Genomic DNA, 15,504 nt, shown 5'->3' on the forward strand with positions numbered 1-15,504 from the left:
AACGCTTTTTATTAGTGATAATTTATGTTTATTTAACTTTATGACAACAACTAAGCCGGCTATTGTTTACTAAACGTTTAATTTAAATCCAATTTTAATTATGAAAACTAAACTATTACTAAAAGCTGCAATTGCGGCACTGATTTTTACTGCCTGCAGCAGCGAAGACAATTCAAAATCGGGTAATGCCGATAATCTCAAAAACGAGTTTAATGAAGGTAACCTTGCCGAATTAAGGCAAAACAACCGCGACAACCTTAAACAGTATTTTACTATTGAAGCTAATGGCGAACTTGCAACTGTTGCTTCTGAAAAAGGAGTAAAAATTAATGTGGATACCCGCACACTAACAGCTAATGGCAGGCCAGTGCAAGGTACCGTGCAAATTGAATTTATCGAAATTTTCGGGGTTGCGGATATGGTTGCAACCGGTATGCCTACAGTAGGGGTAAAAGAGGGTGAGGCAACGCCGGATTCTGAAGTTAGTCCTTTATTTACAGGAGGTGAGTTCTTTGTAGAAATGACTACAGAGGAAGGCCAGGTTGTTGATGATGGCGCTTCTTATACTTTAGAAGTACCTACAGAGCTTACAGGCGGCGGCGAGGATACCGACACCAATGATATGATTGTGTGGACAGGTGAGGAAGATGAAAACGGCGATGTTGTATGGGAAAAAGACACCGACGAAGACGGCAATACAAGAGACGTTAGGGTTGAAGACGGTAAATACATCATGGAAATGCTTTCTTTCGGCTGGTGCAATATTGATAAGCTGATGGAAGTTGATGGCGAGCGTACTGATATATGGGTTGATGTTCCGGATGGGTTTAATGATACTAACTCGGCTGTATATCTTTCTTATCAGGGCGGTTCACAAAACATGCTGTTCGATATAAAGATGTTTAACTATGGCATTGATATGTTTGAGCAGCTTGGTAATTATATACCTATTGGTGCACAGTTTAATGTAATATTTGTTTCCGGTTCGGGCAATAACTGGCTTATTGCGGTTAAGCAGGTAACCATTGTGGGGAACGATGTAATTGTTATAGACAGTTCTGATATCGCATCGGTTTCAGATCCTGCCCTTATAAGCATGCTTAATAGTCTTCCTTAATACCTTAAGAGGATTTTGTAGTTTTTAGTTAAGCAAGGTCCCGCTGTATAGCGGGGCCTTTTATATTAACCTGCAACCTTTTGTACTACTTTGGGCAATATGGTTTGCTTTAAACCCTGCTGCACAAAGCGCCATAAAAAGTTGAAAACTGATTTTGTTTTGTCCCTTTCGGCAGTTATATCATCAACTTCTTTAAGCCCGGACTCATTGCCCTTGTTTCCGCTTTTGTTTTTAACAACAAGGTTGCCCAGAAATGATAATAACCCCCTTCTTCCTTTTCCGTCCTTCTCCAGTACCTTTAGCTTAAGGTCTGTGTAGGCAATGGCAAAACTACCGTGTGCATTATTCCTGTTGCCATGAAATGTAAACTTCACATCTTTAATATTTCCTGTTGTGTGTACATTCATTAAAGCTCCGGATACCGTATTGATTTGTGAGGCATCTATATCCTGAAGGTGGCCGTTTATGGTAAAGGCATCAGTTTTATCAGTAATATTAAAATGCCAGTTTACTTTAAGGGGGGCAGTACCCATAAATTTACACTGCACATCTATATTTGTTTCGGGGAATTTTTCTTTGCGGATGGGGCTGTATACATTGTATACACTTGCATAAAAATTGGTGAAAGAAACTATGCCGGGTTTCCTGTCATAAGCCTGTTGCTCTTCATATACAATCTTACTTTTTTTAAGCATCAGCTTGTCAACCTTAAGGTCAAAAGTAAGTTCCCTCAGCATTTGGCTGTACAGCTTCTTAACGCTTTGGTCGTCTTTAACCATTTTGCCACGGTAAATATTGGCATTCACATTATCCAGTATCACTTCGGGTGCATGAAAATAAAGGGTATCATTTATAAAGCCCCAATTTGTAGAAGGTATGGCTATGCGTTGTGCCGATATAGTAAACTGGTCGCGCTCAACAGGTATCATACGGTTAAATTGTAAACGCTTTTGTAAAGGTATGAGCTTAAAATTTTCTGCGGTAAAACTGGTGTCAGATGTGTTTATGCTCTTTGCTGTTATATTATAAAATTCGTTAACGCGGTAATAAATACTGTCGCAGCTAAACGTATAATCGCGGTAGCGAAGGGGTATGTTCTTTTCTATTGTGTTGCTGTCTATGCTAATATTGTTAATTTCAAAGTTGATATTGTCTGCCTTTGCAATAAATTCGTGAAGGGTATCCAGCATCCTGAAACGGCCATTTTTAACAATAACACTCTCCGTTTTAATAGTCTGCTTAAATGGTTCTACAAGGTCATCATTTGCATTATATTTTTTCTCGCGCGGGTACAGTATAATTTCGGGTGTGTCTATTATAACATTCTTAACTTCTATCCGGTCTTCAAACAATATGCCCCACAGGTTAAAATGATTAGCTTCGATGGATTTTATTTTGCCATAGGCGCCCTTGTTCATTTTAGCAGATGCGGTATCCTTGGGTGCAACATAGGCTTCGGTAATAATAATACTGCCGCTCAGCAACTGTACATCGGCATCCTTATAATTAATGTTGTAAGGAAAATCTTTCTCCGCCTGTAACACTTCGGGGAGCTTTTTCTCTATATACCATGCCGCGCCATAGTTTACGGCAATAAGCAGTAGTAATAAAACTACTATTATAATGCCGAGCCTCTTCACAAATTTCATAAATCAGATTTAGTACAGGAAAGATAAGCATTAAACGCCTAACGCATTAAGGTTTAAGTTTTTATTAGGAGTTAGGTGTGTGGCTGCTTATGCAAAACAGGTAATTGTTAAAAGATATTGTTGTGTTTTAACAGTTTTACCTAACTAAAAATCAATTAAAGGTTTTTAATAGTATGAAATATATATTATGCATTCATAATATTTTAAGCTCAAATGTTGTGTAATTCATATTTTATAGTAATTTTGAATAAGAGATTAATAAAAATCAAAAACTAACACTAATTTATAGCAATGAGAAAAATTTTATCCTTAACAATTGCGGCTTTAGCAGCGTCTTCTGCCTTTGCGGGAGGATACCGTGTTTCCCTTCAGGGGCAAAAGCAGCTTGCTATGGGCCATACTGGCGTAGCGGTGGTAAACAGTGCCGAAGTGCTGTTTTTTAACCCGGCGGGTATGGCGTTTTTAGAAGACCGCTTTAATGTATCTGTAGGCGGTAACGCCCTTTTTGCCCGTACCAAATTCCAGAACGAAACGTATAACTGGAAGGCCTCTACAGAAAATGTGGGTACCCCGTTTAATGCTTATGTATCGTATAAAGTAAACGAATGGTTTTCGGCCGGCCTTGCGGTTTATACGCCATACGGCAGTGCCGTGGAGTGGGACCAGGACTGGCAGGGTTCTCACCTTGTAAACAATATCGACCTTCAGGCTATTTACATACAGCCTACCGTATCATTCAAAATCAGCGACAGGCTTAGCTTTGGCGGTGGCCCAATATATGTTACGGGTAGTGTAGAGTTTAACAGGAACCTTACTAGGAGCCTTACGAACGAGCAGGGAGAACGCTCTGACGTTACTATTGATGCCACCGGCGTAAATGCATGGGGTTATACCGCAGGCTTTATGTTTAACCCTATAGACCCTTTAATGATAGGTTTTAACTACCGCTCTGAAATTACTATGGAAGCCCGTGATGGCGATGCTACCTTTAACGACCTGCCTGCATTTGCACAGGGCGCTTACCCTAATACAACTTTTAGCGCCGACCTGCCATTGCCTGCAGAACTTACCGTTGGTCTATCATATAAATTCAGTGATAAATGGCTTGTGGCATTCGACTATAACCGTGCTTACTGGAATGTATATGATGCGCTTGTTGTAGATTTTGGTGCCGATGGTATACCAACATCTGTTAACCCGCGTAACTATAAAGATGCCAGTACTTACCGTTTGGGTACACAGTTTAAGCCTAATGAGAAATTTGCTTTCCGTGCCGGTTGGTACTTTGATGAAAGCCCCGTGCAGGATGGCTATTTTGCCCCGGAAACCCCACGTAACGACTCTATGGGCTTTACTGGGGGTTTAACCTATCAGGTAACAAACAAACTGGGTGTGGATGTATCTTTCCTTTACCTGCACTTTGATGAAACCGATAATTCTTACGACCATTATACCGAAGGTACACAGGATGATGTAACATTTGGCGGAACCTATAAAAACGTTGTGTTTTCTCCCGGTATTGGCTTAACCTACAGCTTCTAAAAAAAATGATGATGAAAAATAAATTTATATACCTGTCAGTGCTGGCATTTGTGTTTGCCGGCTGCGAACCGGAATTTGAAAACGAACTTAGCGACAGTAATTACAGTGCCGGCGATGCCGATTTTAGTTCTTATGTGGCTATAGGCAACTCGCTTACCGCGGGAGTTATGGACGGAACCATGTCGCGCGTGGGGCAGCAGTACTCATTCCCTAACCTGTTGGCACAGCAGTTTGCCGTAGTGGGTGGCGGAGAGTTTACACAGCCTCCTTTTGATGCCGATACCGATAACCTTGGCGGGCTTTTGTTTAACGGGAATGTTATACAGCCAACAAGGCTTATTATAGATGCCAGTGCCGGCGGCCCTGAAAATATTGCCGGTACACCAACGGTAGATATAACCAACCAGTTTGCAATGGCATATAACAATATGGGTGTGCCGGGAGCAAAATCGTTCCACCTGCTGGCAGAAGGCTATGGTAACATAGCAGGTGTGCCACTGGGGCAGGCTAACCCTTATTTTGCACGTACGGCAACATCGCCTACCGCTACTGTTTTAGGTGACGCGATGTCTAAAAACCCAACTTTCTTTACCAACTGGATTGGTAATAACGATGTGCTTGCATTTGCAACCTCTGGCGGTACAGGCGTTAACCAGGAGGGTAACATGAACCCTGCTACTTACGGTTCTAATGATATTACCGACCCAACTGTTTTTGCAGGAGTATATTCTCAGATAGTAAATACCCTTACATCAAACGGTGCTAAAGGTGTTGTGGCTACAATACCGGATGTTACTTCTATACCGTTCTTTACAACGGTACCATACAATCCGCTTTCTGCCTCTGTTATCGGCGATGGCGATGCGGCAGTGGGCCAGGCTACCATACAGCAGCTAAACCAGCAGCTATATGGGCCACTAAAGCAGATACTTACAGCTTTAGGGCAGGGTAACAGGATAAACCTGCTAAACCCTAATGGCAATAACCCGCTGTTAATTACCGATGAAACGCTTACTAACTTTGGCCCTCAGATAACGGGAGCACTTACACTTGCAGGTTTCGATCCGCAGCTTGCGGCATTTTTAGGTAATGCATACGGGCGTGCACGCCAGGCCACCGCTTCAGATCTAGTACTGTTATCTACAAGTTCAGCTATCGGTTCGGCTCCTCAGGGGGCACCTGAGCCGTTTAACCTGTTTGGTATAACCTATCCGCTTCAGGATCAGCACATACTTATCCCTTCAGAAACTTCGGTTGTGGCAACTGCTACCGCCAGCTTTAACCAGTCGATAAGGCAGATTGCTGCGTCTAAAAACCTTGCTGTTGCCGATATGAACCAGATACTTAACCAGTTGGTTTCAGGCTTAAGGACAGAAGACGGACAGATTTATACTGCTGATTATTTCAGTACTGCTACAATCAGCACAGTGCTGTTCTCGCTTGACGGTATCCACCCTAACGCAAGGGGCTATGCTGTTATAGCTAATGAAGTGCTTAAAGTAATTAACAACCATTATAATGCAAAACTGCCGCTTGTAAGTGCCGGTAACTACCCGGGCGCAACGGTGTTGCCAAGTAATGGAGATTAATGCCTGTAAATAAATTTTTCTTAAAAGCACCCTGTAAAAAGGGTGCTTTTTTTAATTTTACCATAAATTAAATGGCATGAAAACGCTTATAAAAATTTTCTTTACTACCATATTTGTACTCATACTTTCGCGCCTCTTGCCGGGTGTAAGGGTAACAGGCTGGGAGGCTGCCCTTTTGGTGGCGCTGGTACTGGGCCTGCTTAATATTTTTGTTAAACCGGTGCTGGTTATACTTACCCTGCCCGCTACCATATTTACGCTGGGTTTGTTCCTGTTGGTAATAAATGCCATAATTATTGTATTGTGCGATGCACTGGTGCCGGGCTTTGATGTTCGCAACTTTTGGAGCGCATTGCTGTTTAGCATCGTGCTTTCAATTTGCCAGTCGCTGGTTTCGGGAATTTCTGAACGCGATAACAAATAGCTGTCTTTTTTACAGCTTCAGTACTTGCAACACAATACATTAAAAACTTGTGCAGGTTGTAAAAAAACAATAATTTTGCAGCCAATTTTCTTATTTAAACAATCAAATAGATGAATATTACCAGAGAGCAGGTTGATGCACTTAATGCTGTTGTAACAGTAGCTATCACAAAAGAAGATTATAAGCCGAAGGTTGAACAGGTATTAAAAGACTACAGGAAAAACGCTAACATACCGGGTTTCAGGAAAGGCGCAGTGCCAATGAGCCTTATAGAAAAGCAGTATGGCAAAGCTATACTTCTTGATGAGGTTAACAAGTTGCTGCAATCTTCATTAAACGATTACCTTGTAGAAGAAAAACTGGATATACTGGGTAACCCGCTTCCTAAAGTTACAGAAGATTTCAACTGGGATGCTGATGATTATTCTTTTGAATTTGAACTTGGCCTTGCTCCTGAATTTACTGTTGATCTTGCCGGTAAAAACAAAGTAACCAAATATAACATTGTTGCCGATGATAAAATGCTTGATGAGCAGGTAGAGCGCATACAAAAGCAGTATGGCAAAATGATTTCTAAAGATAAGGTAGAGGAAGGTGACGATATGCGCGGTATATTCTCTAACGAGGAAAAAGGCATAAACAATGAAGTTACCCTTAATACTGCCGACTTTAAAACCAAAACCGTAGCTAAGAAGTTTATCGGTAAAAAGGTAGGCGATGTAGTTACTGTTTCTACAAAAGGGCTTTTTGATGATGACCATAAGCTTATGGATTACCTTAAAGTAAGCCATGATGATGTGCACGGCCTTGATATAGAGGTAAACTTTACTATTGAAGAAATAACCACTACAGAAAAAGCAGAGCTTAACCAGGAACTTTTTGATAAGTTATTTGGCGAAGGTGTGGTAACATCTGTAGAAGAAGTAAAAGAAAAAATTAAGGAAGATGCAGAACGCCAGTTTGCACAGCAGGCCGACCAGAAATTCCTTAACGATGTAACAGAGTGGCTTGTAGAAAGTACTTCATTTGAGCTTCCGGCTGAATTCCTTAAGAAATGGATACAAACTGTAGGTGAAAGCCCGCTTACACCTGAGCAGGCTGAAGAGGAGTATGCCAAATCTGAAAAAGGGCTTCGTTACCAGCTTATAGAAGGTAAAATTGTTACAGGCAATAACCTTCAGGTTAATTTTGAAGACCTTAAAGCTTATACATCTAATCTTATCAAAATGCAGATGGCACAGTTTGGGCAAACAAACCCAAGCGATGCAGATGTAGAAAATATTATTGCAAGGGTGCTTTCTAACAAGGATGAAGTGAAGAGGCTTTCTGAGCAGATAATGAGCGAAAAGATGCTTGCCCTGTTCAAGGAAAACGTAAAATACAAAACGAAAGAAATTACCTACCAAGACTTTATTAAAGAAATGTACGGTGAATAATTTCTGATAAAATTTGAGTATCTTTGAGCGTCAGCCGTCTGGTTGGCGCTTTTTGTTTCCAAAATAGTATAAACAGCTAAAAGAAATTGATTAAAAAAAATGGATTACGGTAAAGAATTCAGGAAATATGCTACTAAGCACCATGGCGTAAACAGCTTATATTATGACAAGCTTGTAACACGCGTTACACCAACAAACCTTACACCTAACATTATTGAGGAGCGCCAGATGAACGCCGTTGCAATGGACGTTTTTTCGCGCCTTATGATGGACAGGATCATCTTCCTGGGCACAGGTATAGACGACCAGGTGGCAAACATCGTTCAGGCACAGCTATTGTTCCTGGAAAGTACAGATGCCAGCAAAGACATCCAGATATATATTAACTCTCCCGGCGGAAGCGTATATGCCGGTTTGGGTATGTATGACACAATGCAGTACATAAGGCCTGATGTGGCTACAATATGTACCGGTATGGCTGCCAGTATGGGTGCTGTACTGCTTTGTGCAGGTGCAGAAGGCAAGCGTTCGGCGCTGCCGCATTCAAGGGTAATGATACACCAGCCATCGGGTGGTGCACAGGGTGTTGCCACCGATATGGAAATTAACCTGCGCGAGATGCTTAAGCTGAAAGAAGAACTTTACAGGATCATCTCTAAACATTCTGGGCAAAGCTATGACAGGGTACACAAAGACAGCGAGCGCGATTACTGGATGAAGGCAGAAGAGGCCAAAGAGTATGGCATGATTGATGAAGTGCTTGTAAGGGAATAATAAGAATAATAAATTATATTTTTTGCGTTATCCGTAAGCAGGGTGCTGAATCCCTGTTTATGGATAACCGTTTTTAATATGGCAAAAGAAGTTTTAGAGTGCTCGTTTTGTGGCAGGAAAAAGCCGGAAACCAACCTGCTGATTGCAGGCATCAGCGCCCATATATGCGACAGGTGTATAGAGCAGGCGCACGGCATTGTTATGGAAGAGCTAAGGCAAAGCAGCTCATCGGCTATTACAGCCGAGCTGGAGCTGAAAAAGCCTAAAGAGATAAGAAAGTTTCTGGACCAGTATGTAATAGGGCAGGACCAGACCAAGAAAGTGCTTTCTGTTGCAGTATATAACCACTACAAGAGGCTTATGCAGCAGCAGGGCGATGATGATGTTGAGATAGAAAAGAGTAATATTTTGATGGTAGGGCAAACCGGTACCGGTAAAACCCTTGTGGCTAAAAGTATTGCAAGGATGCTTAACGTACCGCTTACCATTGTAGATGCAACGGTATTAACAGAGGCAGGCTATGTGGGTGAAGACGTTGAAAGCATACTTACCCGTTTGCTGCAGGCTGCCGATTATGATGTTAAAAAAGCCGAGCGCGGTATTGTGTTTATTGATGAGATAGACAAAATAGCCCGTAAAAGCGATAACCCATCTATTACCCGCGATGTATCAGGTGAGGGCGTACAGCAGGCATTACTAAAGCTGCTGGAGGGTACTGTGGTTAACGTTCCGCCTAAAGGCGGTCGCAAGCACCCTGACCAGAAGTTTATAGAGGTTAACACGCAAAACATATTGTTTATAGCCGGTGGCGCTTTTGATGGTATAGATCGTGTAATATCTAAAAGGCTTAACCGCCAGGCGGTAGGTTACAGCGCCTCTAAGAATACAGATAATATAGATAAGGAAAACCTGTTGCAGTACATTATTCCGAAAGATGTGAAGGACTATGGGCTTATACCTGAAATTATAGGCAGGCTACCGGTGCTTACCCACATGGATCCGCTTGACAGGGATGCGCTAAGAGCAATACTTACCGAGCCTAAAAATGCGCTTATAAAGCAGTACCAAAAGCTATTTACAATGGATGATGTGGCGCTGACTGTATCTGAAGATGCGCTTGATTATATTGTTGATAAGGCTTTAGAGTATAAGCTGGGTGCAAGGGGGCTGCGTTCGCTTTGCGAGGCTATATTGAATGAGGCTATGTATGAACTGCCAAGCTCTGACGACACTGAGCTTTACATTGACAGGGAGTATGTAGAACATCATTTAAATAAAACACTGCTGAAGCGCTTAAAAGCGGCTTCGTAAGTCTTGTTTACCAAACATAAAAAATCCCGCTATAAGCGGGGTTTTTATTATGCATTCTTCTTATTAGCTGTCATTGCTGATTTTTGTGCGGCATCCTCAGCAGTTGTCTGCATCACTATGCAACGCCTTTTGTTACAGCCGTAACGCTTTGGCGCATTACATGAAGCCAGCAACACCAACGCCGAACCTAAAATTATAAAATAGTTTTTCTTCATCATCACCTTTTTCTTTAGCTTCATTTTCAACGTAAATTACTGTTTTATATTTAGTTATAATTCACAACTATTATGCCATAACATTACGCTCATTCATAACCTTTAGTTCTTCTACATAATGCCTCTCATTACTTAGGCGCGGAATTTTATGCTGCCCGCCAAGCTTGTCCTGTGCTTTCAGCCAGTCATAAAAGAGCTTTGGCCGGGCTACATTCAGTAGTAACGGGTTTAATGTCATGTTGTTGTAACGCTTTGCTTCATAATCGCTGTTTACAGACTGAAGTGCCTTATCCAGCACTTCCCTGAAATGTTCGGGGTTTTGGGGTGATTCCTTAAACTCAATAACCCATTCATGTGCGCCCTTCTCCCGGCCTTCCATAAATACAGGTGCAACAGTATAATCTATTACTTCCAGTCCGGTTTCGGTACAGGCTTTAGCTATAGCCTTGTCTGTATTCTCTACCATCAGTTCTTCGCCAAAAACGTTGATGTGATGCTTGGTGCGCCCGGTTATTTTTATGCGGTATGGGTTTACAGAGGTAAACCTTATAGTATCGCCAATCAGGTAACGCCACAATCCTGAGTTTGTGGTTATCACCACTGCATAATTCTTGTTTGGCTCTACCTCGGCAAGCCGAATCACTTTTTGGTTAGGTGTGCCAAAAGTGTCCATTGGTATAAATTCATAAAATATACCATAGTCCAGCATCAGCAGCAGCTCATTACTTTCGTTAGTGTCCTGTATGGCAAAAAAACCTTCAGACGCATTATAAATTTCGTAATAGCGAAAGTCTGCCTTCGGTATTATCTTTTTATACTGCTCGCGGTACGGCTCAAAGCTTACGCCGCCATGAAAATAAACCTCCATATTAGGCCATATTTCGGTAAGGCTGTCGCGGCCTGTTGTTTCCAGCACACGGTTCATCAGTACCAGCATCCATGAGGGTACACCGGCAAAACTGGTAACATTTTCCTGCATGGTTTCTCTAACTATAGCATCCAGCTTGGTTTCCCACTCGCTCATAAGGGAGACCTTATTGCTTGGAGTACTGCTGAATTCTGCCCATATTGGCATATTGTCTATCAGGATGGCTGAAAGGTCGCCAAAAAAGGTATTATTATCTTCATATAACTGTTTGCTGCCCCCAAGGCGAAGGCTTTTGCCGGTAAATAACTGAGAGTCCTCATTATTGTTAAGGTACAGGCAAAGCAGGTCTTTACCTGCTTTGTAGTGGCAATCTTCCAGTGCTTCGCTGCTTACGGGTATAAACTTACTTTTCGCGTTTGTTGTTCCGCTCGATTTGGCAAACCACTTTATCTGCCCCGGCCACAATATATTTTGTGCCCCTTTGCGTGCCTGCTCTATGAGCGGCTCAAGGTCTTCATAAGTTGAAACCGGCACCCGCTCAGAAAATGTGTTGTAATTTTTAACAGAAGAAAAATCATATTGCCTGCCAAAAACAGTGTTTTCTGCCGCCCGTATCAGGTTCATTAGCAGCTCTTCCTGAACTTCGTTAGGATATTTAAGGAAAAGCTCCATGTCATGGATTCGCTTTTTAAGAATCCAACTGGCTATTGAGTTGATTATGGGCAACGGCATAATTATAGTATCTTTATTGCCATAAAAATAACGAAAAATCCATGCAATACGAAGGAGTACTGACAAAAATGCAAACCGAGGCAGGAAGTCCTATCCAATATTATCTGGTATTTGAAAACAGCTTTTTGAATGTGAACCAGTTACTGGGCCGCGATGTAGAGATTAATTTTATGGGTTACAGTTGCCTTAACTGTTCTAAGAAGAAAAAAATATACCGCATGGGGTATTGCTACGATTGTTTTTACAGCATTCCTGCTGCAGGCGACTGGATAATGCGCCCCGAACTGAGCACAGCGCACCTTGATGTGGCAGACCGCGACCTTGAGTATGAAAAGCGGGTACAGCTACAGCCGCATGTGGTGTACCTTGCCTGCTCGAGCGATTTGAAGGTGGGTGTTACACGAAAGACACAAGTGCCGGTACGCTGGATTGATCAAGGGGCATGCAGCGCCATACCGCTTGTAGAAGTGCCTAACCGTTACCTTGCAGGTATAACAGAGGTAGCGCTAAAACAACACCTGGGCGACAAGATAAACTGGAAGAAAATGCTTTTAAACCAGGTTACTGATTTTGACCTTGCCGCTAAGCGCCAAGAGATGCGTACTTATTTGCCCGATGAGGTTAAAGAGTATTTTGAAACCACAGCCGAAAAGCTTTACGTACTGGAGTACCCTGTGCTGCAATATCCGGCTAAGATTAAAAGCCTTAACCTTGTTACAACTCCTGTATATTCAGGTAAGCTGGTTGGTATTAAGGGGCAATATCTGATATTTGAAGACGGTACTGTTATGAACGTGCGTGCCTATGAAGGCTTTTTGGTACAGATTAATGTTTAGTGTAATCAATTCTATCAATCACATTCGTTATATTTGATATATGAAGCTGGAAGGACAACTACAAAAAATATCGGCTTTTTCGCATCTGGAGCTGCTGGCCAACCAGATTGTGGAAGGTTTTATATCGGGTATGCATAAAAGCCCTTTTCATGGGTTCTCGTCAGAGTTTGCCGAGCATAAGGTATACAATCCCGGAGAAAGCACAAGGCATATAGATTGGAAGCTGTATGCGCGTACTGACAGGCTTTACACCAAGCGTTTTGAAGAAGAAACCAATATGCGTTGCCATATCATACTGGATAATTCATCGTCAATGCATTATCCAAAACTAAAAGACGGGCAGCCTTTTTACGAAAGTAAGATTGGCTTTTCGGTACTGGCTTCGGCAGTTTTAATGGATTTGCTGAAGCGCCAGCGTGATGCCGCAGGGCTTAGCATATATTCGGATAGTTATGAGTTCTACGCACCCGAGAAGGGTAGCGGCAGGCACCACAGGATGCTTATTAATAAACTTGAAGGTGTGCTTACAGCCCCCACACAGCCGCGGCAGACCGACACAACTGCCTTTTTGCACCAGATAGCGCAAAAAATGCATCGCCGTTCTATGATAATATTATTTACCGATATGTTTCAGCCGGGCGACAACAGCGCGCTATTTAATGCGCTGCAACACCTTAAACACAATAAGCATAAGGTAGTGCTTTTTCATGTAACCGACCGCAAAACCGAATACAGCTTTGATTTTGATAACGCACCGCGAAAGTTTATTGATATGGAAACAGGTGAGCAGGTAAACCTGTTTGCCGAAAATGTAAAAGATGAATATGAAAATCAGGTTGACAGTTACTTTAAAAAAGTAGCAGAAACCTGTATGCAGTACAAAATAAAATATGTTCCGGTATCGGTAGATGAGAAGTTTGAAAAAATACTGACAACCTACCTTGTTGAGAAACAAAAGTTTGGTTAAAGACATTAAATTATTGTAAAAAATAATTTTGAAAACGCTTGCAGGAATGAAAAACGGTTGTATATTTGCACCCGTAATAATGAAACAAACAGCGATAAGCTGCTAATCATTAAGAACGCTGGTTTGGTAGTTCAGTTGGTTAGAATACGTGCCTGTCACGCACGGGGTCGCGGGTTCGAGTCCCGTCCAGACCGCCAGTAGCAAAGAAAGCCCTGCTTTATGCGGGGCTTTTTGCGCCGAGATATATTACCTGATTTTTTTCGGGTATCACGATAGTTGTGTTGTTTATGCCGCGCGAGCGGTAGGTTTAGTAGTTAGACCAATGAAAAGCTTTCCATTAGTTTGGAGGGCTTTTTTGATTTGTGTAAACGTCAACTTCATCTCAGGATATTATTTTGCTATTTATAGTTTCTGAAAATCGTTATCGATTTTCTGCATGATTAACTCATTATACTTTAATTGAATAATTGCTTACCTATTTCTTCTTTATATATAAGGTCCATCTTATAAAATATACCCAAAATCAGGATGTTTTATTGCTTTTGAAATTGATTAATTTGCTTAACGGCACATCTTATATAATTAACAGAAATTTTTTTCAAAAATATGTAGGGTATGAATGGAGTATATGTGTCTATGTATTATAATCTAAAAAAATTTACAATTATGAAAAAAATTAAATTTATCTTTTTGTCACTTGTTTTCATCTTTATGTCATGTTCTAACAATGATGATAACACCAATGATGATAACACTTCTGGTGAAGTAGTACAAAGTCTTGCCACACGTGCATACTTAAATTCAGTAATGGGGTCTGCCGGTACTTTAAGCATCAGTTCAGGTTCATCTGCCAATTTAAGTTTCACTACCGTTTTTCCAATTGAAGTCACTTATTCTAACGGAACAATAATTGCAATTAACTCAATGGAGGGTTTAAAAGAAGCGGTTTATAATGAAACTTCTGCGCTTCATATAAGCAACATTGTTTTTCCGTTTTCTGTTACAAATTCTGACAATGATGTGGTAATCATTAATAATGAGGACGAATTTGAATCTTTGCTGTTTAGTATCGATAGCATTACAACTATAGATGAGTTTTTTGATTCCATTACGTGTTTCGAATTCATCTTCCCGTTATCAGTTATTGATAGTGATGGCCAGACTATAACTATATCTGATTCAGAAAGCTTGCAAAATATGCTTAGCTCAATATCTGAGAATGGATATTGGATGGATTTTGTTTATCCGTTTCAGATTGAATACGGCGGCGAGGTAGTTGCAATTCAGGATGTTTGGGAATTTTACAGCTATATTGATTGCAACCCTGACGGTTGGTATTGTACATTTGATTATAATCCTACCTGTGTAGAAACTCCGGATGGTGTTCTTCAGTTTGATAATCCATGTTGGGCAATACAGGCAGGATACTCAGAGAGTGATTTTGTTAGCTGCGAGTAGAGTTGTGTTTTTTATCATCATTCGTGCATCATTATATGCACGAATGATTTACATTTATTATTAATGCTATGGAAGTAAGCCTAAAGGATAATGTTTGCGAAGAAGGCACATTTAAAATTGTGTTCTCAAAACATTATAAAGTACTAAGGAACTATTTAAATTATAAATTTAATGATATTGATATAGCAGACGAATGTGCACAAAATGCATTCTTAATTTTGTGGGAAAATTGCGGAAAAATTAAGCCTATACAGGCCAAAAAGTTTTTATTTACCACATCTTACCGATTGGTTCTGAATCATTATCGGCGGGAAAAGATAGATAAAAAGCATAAAGAGCAATTAGTAAGAAACGTAGTTGATTTTGCATTACCGGATTTAATTTTTGATGAGAATGAGCTGAATTCAAAAATATATGCGGCTATTAAGGCTCTGCCGGAAAAGCAAAGAATTGTATTCATGATGAACCGGTTTGAAGATCAAACGTATAAAGATATATCTGAAGTATTAAAAATTTCGGTGAAATCTGTCGAAAAAAGGATGCAGCGTGCATTGATAAATTTGCGAATGGCTTTAAAATAAAAATG

General features: G+C 41.0%; 14 protein-coding genes and 1 tRNA gene. 12 read left to right on the forward strand and 3 right to left on the reverse strand.

Going from position 1 to position 15,504, the window contains the following annotated elements:
- Positions 1-100 precede the first annotated feature (100 nt).
- Positions 101-1,117: a hypothetical protein gene (locus Q0K96_RS08690; RefSeq protein ID WP_297333613.1), complete on the forward strand. Its 1,017-nt coding sequence runs from the start codon at positions 101-103 to the stop codon at positions 1,115-1,117.
- Positions 1,118-1,182: 65 nt separating this feature from the next.
- On the opposite strand, the gene Q0K96_RS08695 is transcribed toward Q0K96_RS08690, so the two are convergent.
- Positions 1,183-2,766: a hypothetical protein gene (locus Q0K96_RS08695; RefSeq protein WP_297333614.1), complete on the reverse strand. Its 1,584-nt coding sequence runs from the start codon at positions 2,764-2,766 to the stop codon at positions 1,183-1,185.
- Between the two features lie 291 nt (positions 2,767-3,057).
- Between Q0K96_RS08695 and Q0K96_RS08700 the strand changes: the two genes are divergently transcribed.
- The 6 genes from Q0K96_RS08700 to clpX all read left to right on the forward strand — a co-directional run bounded on the left by Q0K96_RS08700 (position 3,058) and on the right by clpX (position 9,842).
- On the forward strand, positions 3,058-4,308 hold the full coding sequence (locus Q0K96_RS08700) for an outer membrane protein transport protein (protein ID WP_297333615.1): 1,251 nt from the start codon (positions 3,058-3,060) through the stop codon (positions 4,306-4,308).
- Between the two features lie 11 nt (positions 4,309-4,319).
- A complete protein-coding gene (locus tag Q0K96_RS08705; protein ID WP_297333616.1) occupies positions 4,320-5,897 on the forward strand; it encodes a G-D-S-L family lipolytic protein in 1,578 nt (525 codons plus the stop codon).
- A gap of 76 nt (positions 5,898-5,973) precedes the next feature.
- Positions 5,974-6,321, forward strand: coding sequence for a phage holin family protein (locus Q0K96_RS08710; protein WP_297333617.1), 348 nt, complete (start codon positions 5,974-5,976; stop codon positions 6,319-6,321).
- 110 nt (positions 6,322-6,431) lie between these two features.
- Positions 6,432-7,757, forward strand: coding sequence for a trigger factor (tig, locus tag Q0K96_RS08715; RefSeq protein WP_297333618.1), 1,326 nt, complete (start codon positions 6,432-6,434; stop codon positions 7,755-7,757).
- A 99-nt stretch (positions 7,758-7,856) separates the two neighbouring features.
- Positions 7,857-8,531 carry an ATP-dependent Clp endopeptidase proteolytic subunit ClpP gene (gene clpP / locus Q0K96_RS08720; protein WP_297333619.1) on the forward strand — a complete coding sequence of 225 codons (675 nt, stop codon included), beginning with the start codon at positions 7,857-7,859 and terminating at the stop codon, positions 8,529-8,531.
- Positions 8,532-8,609: 78 nt separating this feature from the next.
- Positions 8,610-9,842 (forward strand): ATP-dependent Clp protease ATP-binding subunit ClpX, encoded by a 1,233-nt coding sequence (gene clpX, locus Q0K96_RS08725; RefSeq protein ID WP_297333620.1) that lies wholly within the window; start codon positions 8,610-8,612, stop codon positions 9,840-9,842.
- Between the two features lie 47 nt (positions 9,843-9,889).
- On the opposite strand, the gene Q0K96_RS08730 is transcribed toward clpX, so the two are convergent.
- Both Q0K96_RS08730 and Q0K96_RS08735 read right to left on the reverse strand, forming a co-directional pair.
- Complete coding sequence (locus Q0K96_RS08730) at positions 9,890-10,081, reverse strand: hypothetical protein (protein ID WP_297333621.1); 192 nt, start codon at positions 10,079-10,081, stop codon at positions 9,890-9,892.
- A gap of 46 nt (positions 10,082-10,127) precedes the next feature.
- Entirely contained in the window at positions 10,128-11,657 is a 1,530-nt protein-coding gene (locus tag Q0K96_RS08735) for a GH3 auxin-responsive promoter family protein (protein WP_297333622.1), read from the reverse strand.
- A 41-nt stretch (positions 11,658-11,698) separates the two neighbouring features.
- On the opposite strand from Q0K96_RS08735, the gene Q0K96_RS08740 reads away from it, so the two are divergent.
- The 5 genes from Q0K96_RS08740 to Q0K96_RS08760 all read left to right on the forward strand — a co-directional run bounded on the left by Q0K96_RS08740 (position 11,699) and on the right by Q0K96_RS08760 (position 15,499).
- On the forward strand, positions 11,699-12,493 hold the full coding sequence (locus Q0K96_RS08740) for a DUF2797 domain-containing protein (protein WP_297333623.1): 795 nt from the start codon (positions 11,699-11,701) through the stop codon (positions 12,491-12,493).
- Between the two features lie 40 nt (positions 12,494-12,533).
- Positions 12,534-13,460, forward strand: coding sequence for a DUF58 domain-containing protein (locus Q0K96_RS08745; RefSeq protein WP_297333624.1), 927 nt, complete (start codon positions 12,534-12,536; stop codon positions 13,458-13,460).
- 120 nt (positions 13,461-13,580) lie between these two features.
- Positions 13,581-13,657, forward strand: a tRNA-Asp gene (locus Q0K96_RS08750).
- A 514-nt stretch (positions 13,658-14,171) separates the two neighbouring features.
- Entirely contained in the window at positions 14,172-14,918 is a 747-nt protein-coding gene (locus tag Q0K96_RS08755) for a hypothetical protein (RefSeq protein WP_297333625.1), read from the forward strand.
- Between the two features lie 68 nt (positions 14,919-14,986).
- The gene (locus Q0K96_RS08760) at positions 14,987-15,499 is read left to right on the forward strand and encodes a sigma-70 family RNA polymerase sigma factor (protein WP_297333626.1); all 513 of its coding nucleotides are present in this window, start codon (positions 14,987-14,989) and stop codon (positions 15,497-15,499) included.
- Positions 15,500-15,504: the final 5 nt, after the last annotated feature.

Source organism: Flavobacterium sp., assembly GCF_024305175.1.
In the GTDB taxonomy this organism is placed as follows: Bacteria; Bacteroidota; Bacteroidia; order Flavobacteriales; family Flavobacteriaceae; genus Flavobacterium.